Source organism: Marvinbryantia formatexigens DSM 14469 (assembly GCF_025148285.1).
Classification (GTDB): Bacteria; Bacillota; Clostridia; order Lachnospirales; family Lachnospiraceae; genus Marvinbryantia; species Marvinbryantia formatexigens.
Window position 1 is genome coordinate 2,911,376 of the sequence record NZ_CP102268.1, and the last position, 16,601, is coordinate 2,927,976.

A 16,601-nucleotide genomic window follows, 5' to 3' on the forward strand; every position below is an offset into this window, starting at 1 on the left:
TGCCATGAAATCGAAGATACCGATTGAGATCTCGGCAAAGCATATTCATCTTTGCCGGGAGGATTTTGAAGCCTTATTCGGGGAAGGGCGCGAGCTGACCTTTGTTAAGGAACTCAGCCAGCCGGGACAGTTCCTGGCAAAGGAGCGCCTGACGATCGAGGGACCCCGCGGTCAGATGGAGCATGTGGCGATTCTGGGACCTTTCCGGAAGGAAACGCAGGTGGAGCTGGCGATCACGGACACGCGCAAGCTCGGCATTGAAAAGGTCATCCGTCAGTCGGGCGATATTGCCGGCACGCCGGGCTGCCGCTTAATTGGACCGAACGCCAGCCTCGACCTGGAAAAAGGGGTAATTGTGGCGAAACGCCACATACATATGACGCCGAGCGACGCTTACCGTATGCATGTGAAGGACAATGAAGAGGTATTTGTGATTACGCAGAGCTATGAGCGGGCGCTGATTTACGCCAACGTGGTGGTGCGTGTGCACCCGGATTATGTGCTTGCGATGCATGTGGACACGGACGAGGGCAACGCTTTCGACCACAGCGAGGAGCAGTACGGCGTGATTCTGAAGCTGTTTGACGGCAATGCCTACAGTCTGAGCGACTGGGCGGACGAGCTTCTGTCCGGCATCCAGAGGTAAATTTTGAAGGCTTCCGGCAGATGAAATATCTGGCGGTGCGGAAATAGAAAACTTATATGATGGAGGAAACGTATGGGTAACGTAAAGAGAGTTTATGTGGAAAAGAAACCGGCTTTTGCCGTGCAGGCGAAGGAACTGAGGCACGAAATACGCAGCTATCTCGGAATCTCCGGGCTGACCGGCGTGCGCGTGCTGATTCGCTATGATGTGGAAAATATTTCGGAGGAAGTATTCGAAAAAGCGTGCAAGACGGTGTTTTCAGAGCCGCCGGTAGACACCCTTTATCAGGAAACTTTTCCAATGGGGGAGAGCGACCGCGTTTTCTCTGTAGAGTATCTGCCGGGGCAGTTTGATCAGCGGGCGGATTCTGCCGAGCAGTGTGTGCGGTTTTTGAATGAAGAGGAAAATCCGGTCATCCGCTCGGCGACGACCTATGTTATTGAGGGAACGCTGACGGAGGAAGAATTTGCAGCGGTAAAGAGCCACTGCATCAACCCGGTGGATTCCCGTGAGACGGGCATGGAAAAGCCGGAGACACTGGTGATGGTGTTCGAGGAACCGGCGGATATTCAGATTTTTGACGGCTTCTGCAATCTGGAGGAAGCGCCGCTGAAGGAGCTGTATTCCTCTCTGAACCTCGCCATGACCTTTAAGGATTTCCAGCATATCCAGCATTATTTTAAGGATGAGGAAAAACGCGACCCGTCCATGACGGAAATCCGTGTGCTGGATACCTACTGGTCAGACCACTGCCGTCACACGACTTTCTCCACAGAGCTGAAGGATATTACCTTCGGCGAGGGCGATTATAAGGAGCCGATCGTCGGCACCTATGAGAAATATCTGGCGGACCGTGCGGAGCTTTTCAAAGGGCGCGACGACAAATTTGTCTGCCTGATGGACCTGGCTCTGCTGGCGATGCGCAAGCTGAAAAAAGAGGGAAAGCTGGATGACCAGGAGGAATCCGATGAAATCAACGCCTGCAGCATTGTGGTGCCGGTGGAGATTGACGGAAAAACGGAAGAATGGCTGGTAAACTTTAAGAACGAGACGCACAACCATCCGACGGAGATTGAGCCGTTCGGAGGCGCGGCGACCTGCCTTGGCGGCGCTATCCGTGACCCGCTCTCCGGCAGAACCTACGTATATCAGGCAATGCGTGTGACCGGCGCCGCAGACCCGACCGTATCGGTGAAGGAGACTCTGAAGGGCAAGCTGCCGCAGAAAAAGCTGGTGCGCGGCGCGGCAAAGGGTTATTCCTCCTATGGAAACCAGATTGGTCTGGCAACCGGTTATGTAAAAGAGATTTATCATCCGGATTATGTGGCAAAGCGTATGGAAATCGGCGCGGTGATGGGCGCGGCTCCCAGAAAGGATGTAAAGAGACTGACATCTGACCCCGGCGATATTATCATCCTGCTGGGCGGACGCACCGGACGCGACGGCATTGGCGGCGCTACCGGTTCCTCGAAGGTGCACACCGAGGCTTCCATCGAGGTATGCGGCGCGGAGGTGCAGAAAGGTAATGCGCCGACGGAGCGCAAGATTCAGCGTATGTTCCGCCGCCCGGAGGTGAGCCGTCTAATAAAGAAATGCAACGATTTTGGAGCGGGCGGTGTTTCCGTCGCTATCGGCGAGCTGGCGCCGGGACTGCAGATTTACCTCGACAAGGTTCCGAAAAAGTACGCCGGTCTGGACGGCACGGAGATTGCGATTTCCGAATCCCAGGAGCGTATGGCGGTGGTTGTGGACCCCAAAGATGTGGAAGAATTTCTGAAATACGCCAATGAGGAAAACCTGGAAGCGGTAGAGGTGGCTGTTGTCACGGAAAGCCCGCGTCTGGTGCTCATCTGGAGAGATAAAGAGATTGTAAATATCAGCCGTGCCTTCCTCGATACCAACGGCGCGCATCAGGAGACCAGCGTGTTTGTGGAGATTCCGTCTGAGAAGGACAAATATTTCCGCAGGGACGAGGTGGCGGATGTCCGGGCGAAATGGCTGGATACTTTGAGTGATTTAAACGGCTGCTCCCAGAAGGGGCTTGTGGAAATGTTCGACAGCTCCATCGGCGCAGGCAGCGTGCTGATGCCGTATGGCGGAAAATATCAGCTCACTGAAACGCAGGCGATGGTGGCGAAGCTTCCGGTGCTGGAAGGAAAAACAGATACAGTAACGATGATGGCTTACGGCTTCGACCCGTATCTGTCGAGCTGGAGCCCGTATCACGGTGCGATCTATGCGGTGCTGGAGTCGGTGGCGAAAATTGTGGCGGGCGGCGGCGATTACCGAAAGATCCGTCTTACCTTCCAGGAGTATTTCCGCCGCATGACGGAGGATCCGAAGCGCTGGAGCCAGCCGTTTGCGGCGCTGCTCGGCGCATACGACGCACAGCTTGGCTTTGGACTGCCGTCCATCGGCGGCAAGGATTCCATGTCCGGAACCTTCAATGAAATTGATGTTCCGCCGACGCTGGTTTCCTTTGCGGTGGATGTGGCGAGCGATAAGACGATGGTGACACCGGAGCTGAAAAAGGCTGGCAATAAGCTGGTGCTGCTGACGATTGAAAAGGATAAATACGATTTGCCGGTCTATGAGCAGGTGAAAGACCAGTATGGAAAATTCTTTGAGGATGTAAAGGCGGGCAGAATCGTCTCCGCATATACTGTGGACGGAAAGGGACTGGCGCTGGCGCTTGCCAAGATGGCGTTTGGAAACGGTCTCGGCGTGAAGGTGGAGCACAATGTCGACGAGCGCGATTTGTTTACCGCCGGTTTCGGAAACATTGTGGCAGAGGTCCCGGACGGAAAGGTAGGCGAGCTTTCCATCACCTATACCGTAATCGGCGAGGTGCTTGCGGATGCGCATCTGGAGCATAAGAATGTATCGATTTCTCTGGAGGAAGCGCTGGAGGCGTGGAAGCGTCCGCTGGAGAGCGTATTTAAGACGGTTTCCGGAGAAAATGGCGGCACGGCTTTCCTGGAGGAAATGCAGGAGGATGCTGCAAAAGCGGATGCCCTGGCAGACAGCGCAGAGCCGGAGGGGGCTGCGGCAGTTTCTCTGACAGCGGGCGACGGACCGATAGCAGTATTCCTTGCGGGCAAATTAAATCCACAGGACGGTGCAATCTTTGAGGACGGCGTTTACAAAACGGACAAGGTTTATATCTGCAAACATAAAGTCGCAAAGCCGCGCGTGTTTATTCCGGTATTTCCGGGCACGAACTGCGAGTACGACAGCACAAAGGCTTTCGAGCGCGCAGGAGCGGAGGTAGACGTTAAGGTATTTAAGAATCTGACGGCGGAGGATATCCGTGATTCTGTAAATATTTTTGAGAAGGCGATTGACCAGGCGCAGATTATTATGTTCCCCGGCGGCTTCTCCGCGGGCGACGAGCCGGACGGCTCCGCGAAATTCTTTGCGACGGCGTTCCAGAACGCGAAGATGAAGGAAGCGGTTATGCGTCTGCTCAATGAGCGCGATGGTCTGGCGCTCGGCATCTGCAACGGCTTCCAGGCGCTGATTAAGCTTGGCCTGGTGCCGCACGGTGAGATTGTCGGACAGACGGCGGATTCCCCGACGCTGACCTTCAATACCATCGGACGTCATATCTCGAAGATGGTTTACACCAGGGTGGTATCGAACAAATCCCCGTGGCTGCGTCTGGCGACACCGGGCGCGACCTACTGCAACCCGGCTTCCCACGGCGAGGGACGCTTCGTGGCAAATGCCGGATGGCTGGAAAAGCTGTTCGCCAACGGACAGGTGGCGACGCAGTATGTATCCCCGGACGGCGAGCTGGATGTGAACAATGAAGAGTGGAACGTCAACGGCTCCTATCTGGCAATCGAGGGCATTACCAGTCCGGACGGACGTGTGCTGGGCAAGATGGCGCACTGTGAGCGCCGCGGCGATTCCGTAGCGATCAACATTTACGGTGAGCAGGATATTAAGATTTTCGAATCCGGCGTGGCGTATTTTCAATAATGATTGCGCGAATGCGCAGCATGGAGCAATCCGTGATACCTGGGGCAAAGTTTACATTTGCCCCCGCATCATCGAATGATGCCAGGGTCGGACAGATATAAAATCCGATACAGGAGGATTTTTGGCTGGATGATGGGATCTGCTGTATCATGGGAGAAAGGGAAGGAGACGAAAAAATGGAATTTTGTCTGAAGGTTTATGATAAAGAGGGAAAAATCGTCTGTGTCCGTCATGGAGAGGACGAGCTGAGTATGGTGTGCGCCAGAGAGTACCAGGAGGGAGACAGCTTCGGTCTGGAAATATCCGAAAAAAATGTATGGGTCTGGCTCCAGTGGGACGATGGTCTGGGAAAATCGCTGGTATATCTGACAGGCAACACAAATTATGTGATACCTTTCGGGGAGAAGCGCATCAGCATTTCGCCGAGGGCTTTTCACGGAGATAAGCATCTTCTGTATGTGAGGAAGGCGGAGGAATACGAGCGGACGGCGTACCGCAATCTCGCGTGCAATGTAAACGACTGGCACGACAGCAGCAACTGCTATCCGCACGCCTCTGCAAACGTGGAGACGAGAAACGAAGCCGTGTTTGCCGCCCGCAATGCGATTGACGGCGTGGTGGTAAACGACGGACACGGGGAATGGCCCTACGGTTCCTGGGGAATCAACCGCCGCCCCGATGCGGCGCTGCGGCTCGATTTCGGGCGCGTTATAGAGACGGATTGTATCGTGCTTTACACCAGGGCGGACTTCCCGCACGATAGCTGGTGGACGGAAGCGACTTTCACTTTCTCTGACGGAAGCACTCTCATCTTCCCGATGGAAAAAAGCACAGCTCCGCACAAACTTACGTTTGAGAAAAAGCAGATCGAGTGGGTGGAGCTGAGCGGTCTGAAAAAGGCGGAGGACGCCTCGCCCTTCCCGGCTCTGACGCAGATAGAAGTATATGGAAGTGACAGATAGCGGAATGGCATCCGCCGGACAGTATTGCAAATGAAAGATAGCGGAACCGCATTTATCAAACAATATTGAAAACAGTAGAAAGATAAGCGATACCTGGTTACGCAGCCGGGTACCGCTTATTTTTGTCGCCATACATTCGAAAGGAACTGCCGATGGCAGGTTGCCATGCATCGGAGGAACTGCCGGTGGCAGGTTCTGCAGGCTGCCATACATCCGAATGGAGTTGCTGGCGGCAGCTCCTGGAGGAGTCGCCGCAGATAATCCTTGACAAATAACATAGTATTACATATTATATATTAAGTATATTATATAGGAGGTTACTAAAATGTATTCTTTGCAGGAAACGATTTGCTTTAAGCTTATGCTGATACGCGACAGGGTGCATGAATATGCAAAACCATATTTCCGGGAAATCGGAATCACTTATGGAAATTATGTGACGATGCTGTTTTTGTATGAAAATCCCGGAATTACGCAGGCAAGGCTTGCGGAGTTGAATCACAAGGACCGGAATGTCATTGTGCAGACGATTGATAAGCTTGAGGAAAAGAATTATGTAAAACGTGTGCGTGCAAAGCACGACAGGCGCGCCTATACCCTGTATCTGACAGAGCAGGGGGAGGAGGTTATCAGAAAATACTGGAATGTCGTGACGGATGCTGAAAAAAATTTATCCGCGGACATATCAGAGGAGGAGCTCACCGTTTTCAGGAGCGTCATTGAGAAAATGTGTGAAGAAAAGGAGCTGTAATATGGCGGATACAAAAACTTATTCAGAAAACCCGATGGGGTATAAACCAATTCCAAAGCTGCTGTTTTCGCTTGCCGTGCCGGCGGTAATTGCGAATGTTGTCAACGCACTCTATAATATTGTCGACCAGATTTTTATCGGACAGGGGGTCGGCTATCTGGGGAATGCGGCGACGAATATCGCGTTTCCCATAACGACGATCTGTATGGCAATCGGACTGATGACAGGGCTTGGCTCTGCGGCGGCATTTAATCTGGAGCTGGGGCGCAAAAATCAGGACAAAGCGAAAAAAGCTGCCGGGACGGCTGTCACTATGCTGGTTATCTGCGGAATTCTTATCTGCATTCTGATAAGAAGCTTTCTGGAGCCGCTGATGATGGCGTTCGGTGCGACAGATGAGATTCTGGAATACGCAATGGAATATGCGGGAATCACTTCCTTTGGCATTCCCTTTTTACTGCTCTCCACGGGAATCAATCCGCTGGTGCGGGCGGACGGAAGCGCCGCCTATTCCATGACGGCGGTCATCACCGGAGCGGTTCTGAACACGCTGCTGGATCCGCTGTTTATGTTCGTGTTTGATATGGGGATTGCCGGGGCGGCATGGGCGACAGTAATCAGCCAGATCGTGTCCGCTGCCCTGCTACTGCTTTATTTTCCGCGATTTAAGTCTGTGCGCTTCTGCGCGGAGGATTTTATCCCGCGTATTCCGGCTGTACGGACGATTATATCCCTTGGAATTACTTCCTTTATTTTTCAGTTTTCTACGATGATTATTCAGATTACAACGAACAATCTGCTGAAGATATACGGGGAAATGTCCGTTTATGGCAGTGATATCCCGATTGCGGTCGCGGGAATCGTATCAAAAATAAATGTTATTTTCACGGCGGTGGTATTAGGCGTTGTGCAGGGCTCGCAGCCTATATGCAGCTTCAATTATGGAGCAAAGAAATACGACCGGGTGCGGGAAACCGTAAAAATCCTGCTGAAATCCACATTTTTGCTGTCAGTGATAATGTTTGCCATATTTGAGCTGTTCCCGTCACAGATTATTTCACTGTTCGGGGATGGGGATGAGCTTTATTTTGCATATGCCACAAAATATATGCGGGTATTTCTGTTTTTTGTATTTTTAAATGGCATCCAGATTGCGATAACGACCTTTTTCCCGTCCATCGGAAAGGCACTTAAGGGCGCGTTTCTGTCCTTATCGAAGCAGATTATTTTTCTGCTTCCGCTTCTGGTGATACTTCCGCGGTTCTTTGGCGTGGAAGGGATAATGTATGCGATGCCGGTTTCGGATTTCATAGCGTTTCTTATCGCGGCGGCGTTTCTGGCAGCGGAAATGAAAAAAATGCCGCGGGAAATCTGAGGGGTGCGGATAAGGCACATGAAGTATATAAAACATATAAGCGCATAAAACATATAACATATAAGCACATAAAACATATAAAACGTATAAAACATATAGAACATATAGAACATATCAGCACATAAAACATATGTGGCGGCTTTTGGCGTATAATTAAAAAACAAACAATGTAACATATGCAAAACGAGAACAGAAATAGAAAAGAAAGAGAAAAGAACGGGGCAGAATGAAAACAGAAAGAGAACATAATGCGGCAGAATGAAAACAGAAAGAGAATATAATGCAGCAAATTGAAAACCATATGAGAACAGAAAGGAGGCGGCGTCATGCTTACACCCATGCAAAAGAGGAATACCGCCAGAGAACTGCAGGAGAATTACAGAAGACTGGATATGGATTTGGCGTCAGTGCTTGCGGATTTGGGGATTTCGGAAGCTGAATTTAAGCGTGTTCTTGCAATGGACCATCCCGATCCGGCGCAGGTATGGATGGTCAGGGATTATCTGGAGGACAAATTAAAGGAGCAGGGAACGGAAATGTACCCATTTTCCAGACTTGCAGACCATAGCGCAAACAAATGGTTTTTCTATGAAACACCCTGGAGGAACAAACAATAAGTGCCGGTCAGAACAGGTGCTGACTGGCTGGTAGAATAAATAATAAGTGCCTGCCAGAACCGGTGCTGACTGGCTGACAGAATAAACAATAAGTGTATGCCAGAACAAGTGCTGACTGGCTGGCAGGACAGATAATAAGCGGCAGCCGGAGCAAAGAGAAACCGGCTGCCGGATTTTTTTCAATACTTCGTGCAACAATCTGTTGCACAGATGCGCACAAAAACTTAACATACGGCTGTTTTACGACCGGATGTTTCATCTTGTTGCAACATATGAAAAGTGCTTGAAAAACAAATCCCTATGCGTTTATGATAGGACTGTACAAATCAGGGACATCGAAGCGGAAGCTGGCGGTGTTCATAAAAAATGAAGGGAGTACTATCAATGGAACGTATGAGTGAGGGGACACAAATCTGCTACGCAATTCTGAGAGGCAAGGCAAACCAGCAGCTTTTTGAAGAGGAAATTCAAAAAATGAAGGTTCTGGATGTGGCTGCCAGTATCCGTAAGGATATGGAGCCGGAGGTCCGGGTCCTTGCCTACTGTGTGCTGGATAATGAGCTGCATCTGGTGCTGCAGTCCGCCGGAGAAGCAACCGCGGAAAAATATCTGGACAGAGTAATCCGGCGCTATGAGGAAACCTGCATTCCGGAAAACGATACGATGCTGCGCATTGACTATCTGCCGGATACCAGGCAGTTTCCGGAGGTAAACTCGTCCGTACACGAGCAGGGTATTGTGTACGGTATCAGCCGGAAAACGACACATTTCCGCAAAAATACCATGCATGTGTTAAAAGACATGAAAGCGGCGCTGCGCTGCTGCATGAAACTGCACATGCTGCCGGTGAAGGAACAGATTGTCAGCGCACCGGAGGATTACTGGTGGTGCAGTTATCCGGATTATCTGGGCAGGTGCTGGCTGCCGCTTACAAGTACCGGCGAACTGCTCGGCGCACTCGATGAGAACGAGAAGCAGGCGCAGAAAATGATACGGCAGAAGCATTTAGACGCACTTGCGAAATTATCTCCCGGTAACTAATACGTAACATAAAGGGGGATTGTGACGGAAATTTTTAAGATTTAAAATCACAGGGGAAAACGATAAAAATTTTTAAAAAATCCATGCAACAATCTGTTGCACAGATGCGCATGCAGAGTTTAGAATTATTAATGGTTCTTTCAGAAGCTGTTAAGATATTTCTGCGACAATAAAAACAGGAATCCGGTTGGGCGGCGGACCGGATAGCCTGCCGGGCTGGCAGGAAATTGTTACGCGGACCGGATAACCTGCCGGGCTGGCAGGAAATTGTCACGCGAACCGGATAGCCTGTCAGGCTGGCAGGAAGCTATCATCCGGACGACAATTACACACAGTCCGAAAAATACGCGCAGAGCCTGCCGCTTACGGAAAGGAGAAAGAATGGACAGGGAACAGGTACTGATTATTGAAGATGATGCGGATATCCGGGAGGGTGTGCGCATTCTTCTGGAAAGCGAAAACTATTGTGTGAGAGAGGCGGAAAACGGAAGAAAGGGTCTGGAAATGCTGGAGGATACGACAGACCTGGTGATTCTGGATATCATGATGCCGGGAATGTCGGGGCTGCGGACCTGCGAGGAAATCCGCAGAGTCTCCAATGTGCCGGTGCTATTTCTGACGGCAAAGGCGCAGGAATCGGATAAGCTGATTGGGCTGATGGCAGGCGGGGATGATTATCTGCCGAAGCCGTTTTCCTATGCGGAGCTGCTGGGAAGAGTAAAGGCGCTGCTGCGCAGGTACCGCGTTTATATGGGAAAGACAGGGGAAAGCACGGAAAAAGAAACTTATCTGGAAAGAGGAGGTATCCGTATCCACGAGACCTTTAATGAGGTCTGGGTGGACGGCGTTCTCAAAGAGATGACTGACATTGAATATCACATGTTGTTATTGATGATGCAGCATCCGGGCAGGATTTTTTCTGCGCAGAACCTTTACGAGAGCATCTGGGAGGAGCCATATTTTTATTCCTGCAACAGTACCATTATGGTACATATCCGAAAGCTTCGGGTAAAAATAGAGGCGGATCCCAAATATCCGAAATACATCCGGACCGTCTGGGGAAAGGGGTATAAATTTGACACGGACGAATAAGGGACATTCGATTTATCTGCAGCTTATCCTGCTGCTTACCGTTGCAGCGGCTGCGGCGGGGATAGCGTTTGTGGCGCTGGATACCGCCGGCACCTGGCTGATTGATAATTATTATGACACGCCGGAATTTAACCGGAAGAAGGATAGCTTCTACATAGAAAAGATGCAGCAGTATATCGACGAGAACCAGCTTGGCTATGAGGATGCAGCGGAGCTGAGAGCCTGGGTGAAAGAGCAGCAGGTAATCAGTGTCCGTATATACAAAGGTAACACATTGATGTTTAATTCGGACAATCCGGAGCAGCAGTCCATAGAGGAGGACGCCCAAGTGGAGGAATATGACTGGATTACGTTTTATCCGGTGGAATTTGCGGACGGCACGGCGATGGCGGGCATCTGGGGCTGGTATGTGTATCAGCTTTATAATTACGTATGGGTTGCCGCACTGATTGCTTCTTTTGTGTTGTTTCTGTTGCTTACGCTGACCGGCATCCGCCGGAAAATGGCGTATATTGCCAGACTCAGCACCGAAATCGGAATACTGGAAGGCGGCAGTCTGGATTATGAGATTACGGTGAAGGGACGGGATGAACTCTCCACGCTTGCCAGAGGGTTGGACGATATGCGGCTGAATTTCAGGAATATGATTGCCAGAGAAGCGGAAATGGTGCGGGAGAATCAGAAAACGATTACGGAAATGTCACATGATCTGCGCACGCCGGTCACGTCCATTCTGCTTTATACCGAGATTCTGAAAAAGGGCAATTACGCGGACCAGGAACAGCTTGCGGAGTATCTGGATAAGATTGACAGGAACGCGCGCCGTATGAAACAGCTTACAGACCATCTGTTTGAGTATTCCCTTGTGTCGGGCGGACAGGAAATTACGCTGGAAGAGCCGGAAAGCTACGAAGAACTGTTCTATGATCTGCTTTCGGAAACCTGTAGCTTCCTTGGGCAGCGCGGTTTTCAGATAGAGGCGCAGATGGAATGGCGCAGCACGAGGGTGAGGATTCATACAGAATATGTTGCGCGCATTCTGGATAACATCACCTCTAATATTTTAAAATATGCAAACCCGCAAACGCCGGTAAAAATTTCCACGCTGTATATCGGGAAAATGGCAGGGTTTGCTTTTGAGAATGAAATCCAGGAAAAGACAGAGCAGACGGACAGTACCTGCGTCGGTCTGCAGAGCATAAAAAATATGATGCAGAAAATGGGAGGAAGCAGCCAGACATATCAGCTGGACGGCAGGTTCCGGATTGAGATTCTGTTTCCATGTGAGCAGGAGGCTTCCGGGTCTTAGGACCTTGGACCTCCTGTTTTTTGCTGCACATGAAAATTCTCAGGATTTTCTGTAAAACCCAGGGTGCTCTGCGGGGATGCGTATACATGCGCAGAATTTAGAATTTTTCAGAAATGATTCAGAAATGGTTAAGAAAGAGGTTTTATACTGACAGAAAATCGAAGAGGCAGGGGAGTATATGAAAAAGAAGACAGGGATTCTGCTCGGATTGTGCGTGGCTGCCGCAGGCGTGTATTTTGCGGCAGGGCGCCCTCTGGAAAGCAGGAACGGCGGTGCAGAGGAGAGTAAGGATATTGTTTATGTGAACAGCGTGTCCGATATCACCGGCGAAGGCATGGATTATGCGGAGCGCTTCGGCGGCGTGATTGAGCCGCAGGCAACGGTGAAAGTAAAGCTGGATGCAGAGAAAAAGGTGAAGGAATGCCGGGTGAAGGAGGGCGAACAGGTAGAAGAGGGGCAGGTGCTGTTCGTTTACGATACGCGGGAGGACGAAAATAAGCTTGCGCAGCTTGAGATAGATATTGAAAAAGAAAAAAGCGAGATTGAGAGCACGAAGGCGGCGATTGCCCGGCTGGAGAAGGAAAAGCGCTCGGCGGGCGCGGACGACCAGCTCGCGTATACGACGGATATTCTTACACAGCAGAATAATATCAAAATGAGCGAGTATGAGATTAAGACAAAGACGCTGGAGATGGAACAGCTCAGGGAGACGCTTCAGAATGCGGAAGTGAAATCGGAGGTTTCCGGTATGGTGCAGAAAATTAATCCGCCCGACAGCGATGACATGAGTAATTCGGATGGTACCTACATAAAAATCCTGAAGGCGGGAGATTTCCGGATTAAGTGTAAACTGAATGAACAGAATCTGCCGATGGTGACAGAAGGAATGTCAGTCGTAATTTTTTCAAGGCTTGACAAAAACCAGAAATGGAAGGGAACCGTGACGGAGGTTGTCACTGACAATACACAGGAGGATGATTCGGAGGATATTTCCATCGGCGGCAGCTCCTCCGGCTCTTCCAATTATCATTTTTATGTGCAGGTGCAGTCGACGGACGGGATGCTGCTCGGTCAGCATGTCTATCTGGAGGAGGACAAAGGACAGGATGCTCAGAAAGAGGGACTCTGGCTCCCGGAAAATTATCTGATACAGGAAAACGGGAAATTTTTTGTCTGGAAGGCGGATGAAAGCCAGCATATCCGCAGGCAGGAGGTTACAACTGGCGGATACGATGAGGAACAGGGGAAATATCAGATTGTATCCGGGCTTACCACGCAGGACAGCATTGCGTTTCCAATGGACAGCATCCGGGAGGAAAGCCGGACAGTGCTGAATGAATATGACGGGGATGCCGACGCCGGGAACGCGGATAGCACAGACAACATGGATGAGGAAAACACGGGAGTTGTGGAGGAGCTGGACGATGATGCGGATGCAGAAGTTGTGGAGGAACCGGACGATGATGTGGATGCAGAAGTCGTGGAGGAACCGGACGATGATGCGGATGCAGAAGTTGTAGAAGAGGAAGACGATGATGCGGAGGTTATAGACGACGCCGATGCAGAGGTTATAGAAGAAACGGAAGAGGACAGCGGGGAGGCTGTTGTCTGGGATGACTTGGGGAATACGGGGGATATACAGGAGTGAGCGAAGCGATAGTGTGTTTAAAGCATATATATAAGGATTACCAGCAGGGAAAGCTGGTGGTTCCGGCACTGAAGGATATTTGTCTGGAGGTGGAAAAAGGCGAGTATGTGGCGGTGATGGGACCGTCCGGGTCCGGGAAATCGACTCTGATGAATATTATTGGCTGTCTGGATCGCCCGACCTCCGGCGAATACCGTCTGGCGGGTGAGGAGGTACTGAAGCTGAGTGACCGCGGGCTGTCGGATATGCGGTTGAAAAATCTGGGGTTTGTTTTCCAGAATTTCCAGCTTCTACCCAGGATGAATGCACTGGATAATGTGGCACTTCCGCTGGTATATGCGGGCGTGCGCAAATCCGTCCGGCGCAGACAGGCATATGAGGCACTGGTGAAAGTTGGTCTGGAGGACCGCGTGAAATTTCTGCCGACCCAGCTCTCCGGCGGACAGAAGCAGAGAGTGGCAATCGCCAGAGCAATGGTGAATCAGCCGGAGCTGCTGCTGGCGGACGAGCCGACCGGGGCGCTGGACTCAAAATCCAGCGGACAGGTGATGGAGCTGTTCTGTAAGCTGAATGAGGAGGGCGTAACGATTCTGATGATTACCCATGACCGCGGCATAGCGGAATATGCGCAGCGCATGGTGACAATTTTTGACGGAGAACTGAGCGAGGAAAAGCAATGAGGAAAGCGGCGATTTTAGGAACAGTAACATTAATCGTGTGTATCGGAGCGGCGGCAGGAGCCGTCTTCTTTTTGAAAGAAAAGAATCAGCCTGCGGTAAAGGTCGTGCCGGTGGCGAATGTAAACGCCGGGCAGATTAGCTTTACGGATGAGGGGATGCTCGGAAGCATCACATCGCGGGTGGAGCAGAACATAAGTCCGGATGCGTCGTACACAATAGACGAAGTATTTGTAAAGGCTGGCGACCAGGTAGAGGAAGGGACGCCCCTGTTCAGCTATGATATGACGCTGACGGAGCTGAAGCTGGAAATTGCGCGGTTGAAGCAGCAGACGGAGGAGCTGCATCTGCAGAAAATGGAAAAGGAGCTGAAAAAGCTTGGCGGGACACTGACTGCGCAGATGATTCCGAACAAAGCGGAGCAACTGGCGGCGGGGGAGCACACAGCGGGGGCGCCGGCAGCGGCGATATCGGAATCACCGGCAGAGCAGGCATCGGCGCGATTGGTATCACTGGCAGGGCAGGCGGAAATGCAGACTGTGCAGGGCGAAGCACCTGCGGAACATCTGGCAGAGACGCCGGCAGAATCCGCTACCGGGGCGCCGGCAGAACCCGCGACCAGGGCAATGACCGAAGCGCCAACGGAAGCGCCCACAGAAGCACCCACGGAGGCGCCGACCGAAGCGCCAACGGAAGCGCCGACGGATGCACCGACCGAAGCGCCAACAGAAGCAACGACGGATGCACCGACCGGGGCGCCGACCGAAGCACCAACGGAAGAACCCACCGAGACGCCAACGGAAGACCCCACTGAGACACCGACGGAAACGCCGACAGAATCTCCGACGGAAACGGAATCAGAATCTGAGACAGAAACGGAAACCGAGACCGAGACAGAAACCGAAACAGAAACCGAAACGGAGCAGCTTCCGGATGAGGAAACGCTTAAAAATCTGGAGCTTTACCGCAATCTGGCGGCGGAGGTTTTAAATGCGGCGGATGCGTCTGCGCAGGAAACGCTGGAAAACGGCAGGCGCGCAATCGAAATTTACCAGACCTGGCTGGCAGAGGCGAGGACAGCAAGAAATCCGGGCGACGGACAGAATGCGGCGGCAGGCGGTGGGCACGGTGCATCGGAAGCTGGCGGGAAGGATGCGGCGGCAGGCGGATCGCAGAGTGCGCCGGAAGATGGGGAGCAGATTGTATCAGCAGACGGGGAAGAGACGGAAATTAAGATGGAGGATTACCATCTGAAGCCGGAAATTACTTCCTGGCTGAAAAAGCAGGGACGGCAGGACGAGGCGGAAAAGCTGGCGGAGAGCTATAGGGAAATCTGTCTGCGCAACGCGCTGTACTGCGCGCTGACGGTAAACCCGGAGACGGTTTCGCGCGATGAGCTGAAAACTGTGATGGATGCTTACAATAAGCTGGGAAGCGGCTGGCAGCAGGAGGCGGAGCTTCGCTGGGCTGAACTGAAAAAAGATGCGGCAGAACCGGCGGCGGTGGTGCCGTCATTGCAGGATACGCTCAAAGCATATGATGTGACGCTGGGCATCCGAGAACTGGACCCGGCTTCCTTTGAGGAAAACCTGAGGGAATATCTGACTGCCCTGCGCGATTATTACCTGGCGCTTCCGGAGGAGGCGAGAGTGCTGGTGAGCAATGCGGAGGAATTTATCGGATTTCTGAAGCAATATGGGCTGTGGGAAGAAGAGGAACCGCAGGAACCGGGGTTTGAAATGCCGGATTTCCAGGAACCGGGCAATACGCCGGAGGAACGCCGGGAGCTGATAAAAGACAAAGAGCGGGAGATTGCGGCGCAGAGGCTGAATATCCGCGAGGCGGCGCTGGAGGTAAAGGAACTGCAGGAAACAGTGGACGAAAAGATTGTCAGAAGCAGCATCAGCGGGACGGTAATCAGCATCGGCACGGCGCAGAGCGGATCCGGCGATGAGTATTTTGCGCGGATTTCCAGCACCGAGGGGCTTTACGCAAAGGGCGTGCTGGATGAATTTTCCAGAGAGAGCGTGCAGCCGGGCGATACAATTAAGGGAACCTCTGTGGACACAGGAATGGAATTTACAGCGGTTATAAAGGAGGTTTCGCAGTATCCGGCTTCCGGAAGCGACAGTGATATCATTCTGTTCGGGGATGGAAACCAGAATACCTCATATTACACTTTTTTCGCGCTGATTGAAAATGCAGAAGGACTCCCGGAGGGAATGGCGCAGCTTTCTCTGCCGGGCGGCACCTCCGGAGAAGCTATCAGTCTGGAGCAGTATTTTGTGCGAACACAGGAGAACGGCACAAAATATGTGCTGAAGCGCGGGGAGGACGGCAGGCTCTGCAGGCAGACGGTAAAGACCGGGATTACAAATGGCTCTTATGTAGAGATTCTCGACGGGCTGACGCTGGATGACTGGATTGCTTTTCCGTACGGGAAGGACGCGGAAGCAGGGCGGCAGACCGTGGAAGCGGAAGAAATATAGAGGAGGGCGC

General features: G+C 51.9%; 12 protein-coding genes. All 12 read left to right on the forward strand.

Going from position 1 to position 16,601, the window contains the following annotated elements:
• Positions 1–4: 4 nt before the first annotated feature.
• The 12 genes from pduL to NQ534_RS13700 all read left to right on the forward strand — a co-directional run bounded on the left by pduL (position 5) and on the right by NQ534_RS13700 (position 16,591).
• Positions 5–646 carry a phosphate propanoyltransferase gene (gene pduL, locus NQ534_RS13645; RefSeq protein WP_006860047.1) on the forward strand — a complete coding sequence of 214 codons (642 nt, stop codon included), beginning with the start codon at positions 5–7 and terminating at the stop codon, positions 644–646.
• Positions 647–718: 72 nt separating this feature from the next.
• The gene (locus NQ534_RS13650) at positions 719–4,630 is read left to right on the forward strand and encodes a phosphoribosylformylglycinamidine synthase (RefSeq protein ID WP_006860048.1); all 3,912 of its coding nucleotides are present in this window, start codon (positions 719–721) and stop codon (positions 4,628–4,630) included.
• 176 nt (positions 4,631–4,806) lie between these two features.
• Entirely contained in the window at positions 4,807–5,592 is a 786-nt protein-coding gene (locus tag NQ534_RS13655) for a DUF7402 domain-containing protein (protein ID WP_040781412.1), read from the forward strand.
• Between the two features lie 325 nt (positions 5,593–5,917).
• Positions 5,918–6,343: a MarR family winged helix-turn-helix transcriptional regulator gene (locus NQ534_RS13660; protein ID WP_006860051.1), complete on the forward strand. Its 426-nt coding sequence runs from the start codon at positions 5,918–5,920 to the stop codon at positions 6,341–6,343.
• Position 6,344: 1 nt separating this feature from the next.
• Positions 6,345–7,718 carry an MATE family efflux transporter gene (locus NQ534_RS13665; RefSeq protein WP_006860052.1) on the forward strand — a complete coding sequence of 458 codons (1,374 nt, stop codon included), beginning with the start codon at positions 6,345–6,347 and terminating at the stop codon, positions 7,716–7,718.
• Positions 7,719–8,044: 326 nt separating this feature from the next.
• Positions 8,045–8,335 carry a DUF2316 family protein gene (locus NQ534_RS13670; protein ID WP_006860053.1) on the forward strand — a complete coding sequence of 97 codons (291 nt, stop codon included), beginning with the start codon at positions 8,045–8,047 and terminating at the stop codon, positions 8,333–8,335.
• A 384-nt stretch (positions 8,336–8,719) separates the two neighbouring features.
• The gene (locus NQ534_RS13675) at positions 8,720–9,376 is read left to right on the forward strand and encodes a hypothetical protein (RefSeq protein WP_040781304.1); all 657 of its coding nucleotides are present in this window, start codon (positions 8,720–8,722) and stop codon (positions 9,374–9,376) included.
• Between the two features lie 381 nt (positions 9,377–9,757).
• On the forward strand, positions 9,758–10,468 hold the full coding sequence (locus NQ534_RS13680; RefSeq protein WP_006860057.1) for a response regulator transcription factor: 711 nt from the start codon (positions 9,758–9,760) through the stop codon (positions 10,466–10,468).
• Positions 10,452–11,777 (forward strand): sensor histidine kinase, encoded by a 1,326-nt coding sequence (locus NQ534_RS13685; protein ID WP_006860058.1) that lies wholly within the window; start codon positions 10,452–10,454, stop codon positions 11,775–11,777. Before NQ534_RS13680 ends, NQ534_RS13685 begins: the two co-directional genes overlap by 17 nt.
• A 178-nt stretch (positions 11,778–11,955) precedes the next feature.
• Entirely contained in the window at positions 11,956–13,425 is a 1,470-nt protein-coding gene (locus NQ534_RS13690) for a biotin/lipoyl-binding protein (RefSeq protein ID WP_006860059.1), read from the forward strand.
• Positions 13,422–14,105: an ABC transporter ATP-binding protein gene (locus NQ534_RS13695; protein ID WP_006860060.1), complete on the forward strand. Its 684-nt coding sequence runs from the start codon at positions 13,422–13,424 to the stop codon at positions 14,103–14,105. Before NQ534_RS13690 ends, NQ534_RS13695 begins: the two co-directional genes overlap by 4 nt.
• Positions 14,102–16,591, forward strand: coding sequence for a hypothetical protein (locus NQ534_RS13700; RefSeq protein ID WP_006860061.1), 2,490 nt, complete (start codon positions 14,102–14,104; stop codon positions 16,589–16,591). The genes NQ534_RS13695 and NQ534_RS13700 overlap by 4 nt, the downstream gene beginning before the upstream one ends.
• The last annotated feature ends 10 nt before the right edge of the window (positions 16,592–16,601 follow it).

Bases quoted from the DNA above. Each gene is read 5' to 3' on its own strand.
- NQ534_RS13660 (WP_006860051.1), top strand. From the start codon at position 5,918: ATGTATTCTTTGCAGGAAACGATTTGCTTTAAGCTTATGCTGATACGC.
- NQ534_RS13665 (WP_006860052.1), top strand. From the start codon at position 6,345: ATGGCGGATACAAAAACTTATTCAGAAAACCCGATGGGGTATAAACCA.
- NQ534_RS13680 (WP_006860057.1), top strand. From the start codon at position 9,758: ATGGACAGGGAACAGGTACTGATTATTGAAGATGATGCGGATATCCGG.
- NQ534_RS13675 (WP_040781304.1), top strand. From the start codon at position 8,720: ATGGAACGTATGAGTGAGGGGACACAAATCTGCTACGCAATTCTGAGA.
- NQ534_RS13690 (WP_006860059.1), top strand. From the start codon at position 11,956: ATGAAAAAGAAGACAGGGATTCTGCTCGGATTGTGCGTGGCTGCCGCA.
- NQ534_RS13650 (WP_006860048.1), top strand. From the start codon at position 719: ATGGGTAACGTAAAGAGAGTTTATGTGGAAAAGAAACCGGCTTTTGCC.
- NQ534_RS13700 (WP_006860061.1), top strand. From the start codon at position 14,102: ATGAGGAAAGCGGCGATTTTAGGAACAGTAACATTAATCGTGTGTATC.
- NQ534_RS13670 (WP_006860053.1), top strand. From the start codon at position 8,045: ATGCTTACACCCATGCAAAAGAGGAATACCGCCAGAGAACTGCAGGAG.
- NQ534_RS13655 (WP_040781412.1), top strand. From the start codon at position 4,807: ATGGAATTTTGTCTGAAGGTTTATGATAAAGAGGGAAAAATCGTCTGT.
- pduL (WP_006860047.1), top strand. From the start codon at position 5: ATGAAATCGAAGATACCGATTGAGATCTCGGCAAAGCATATTCATCTT.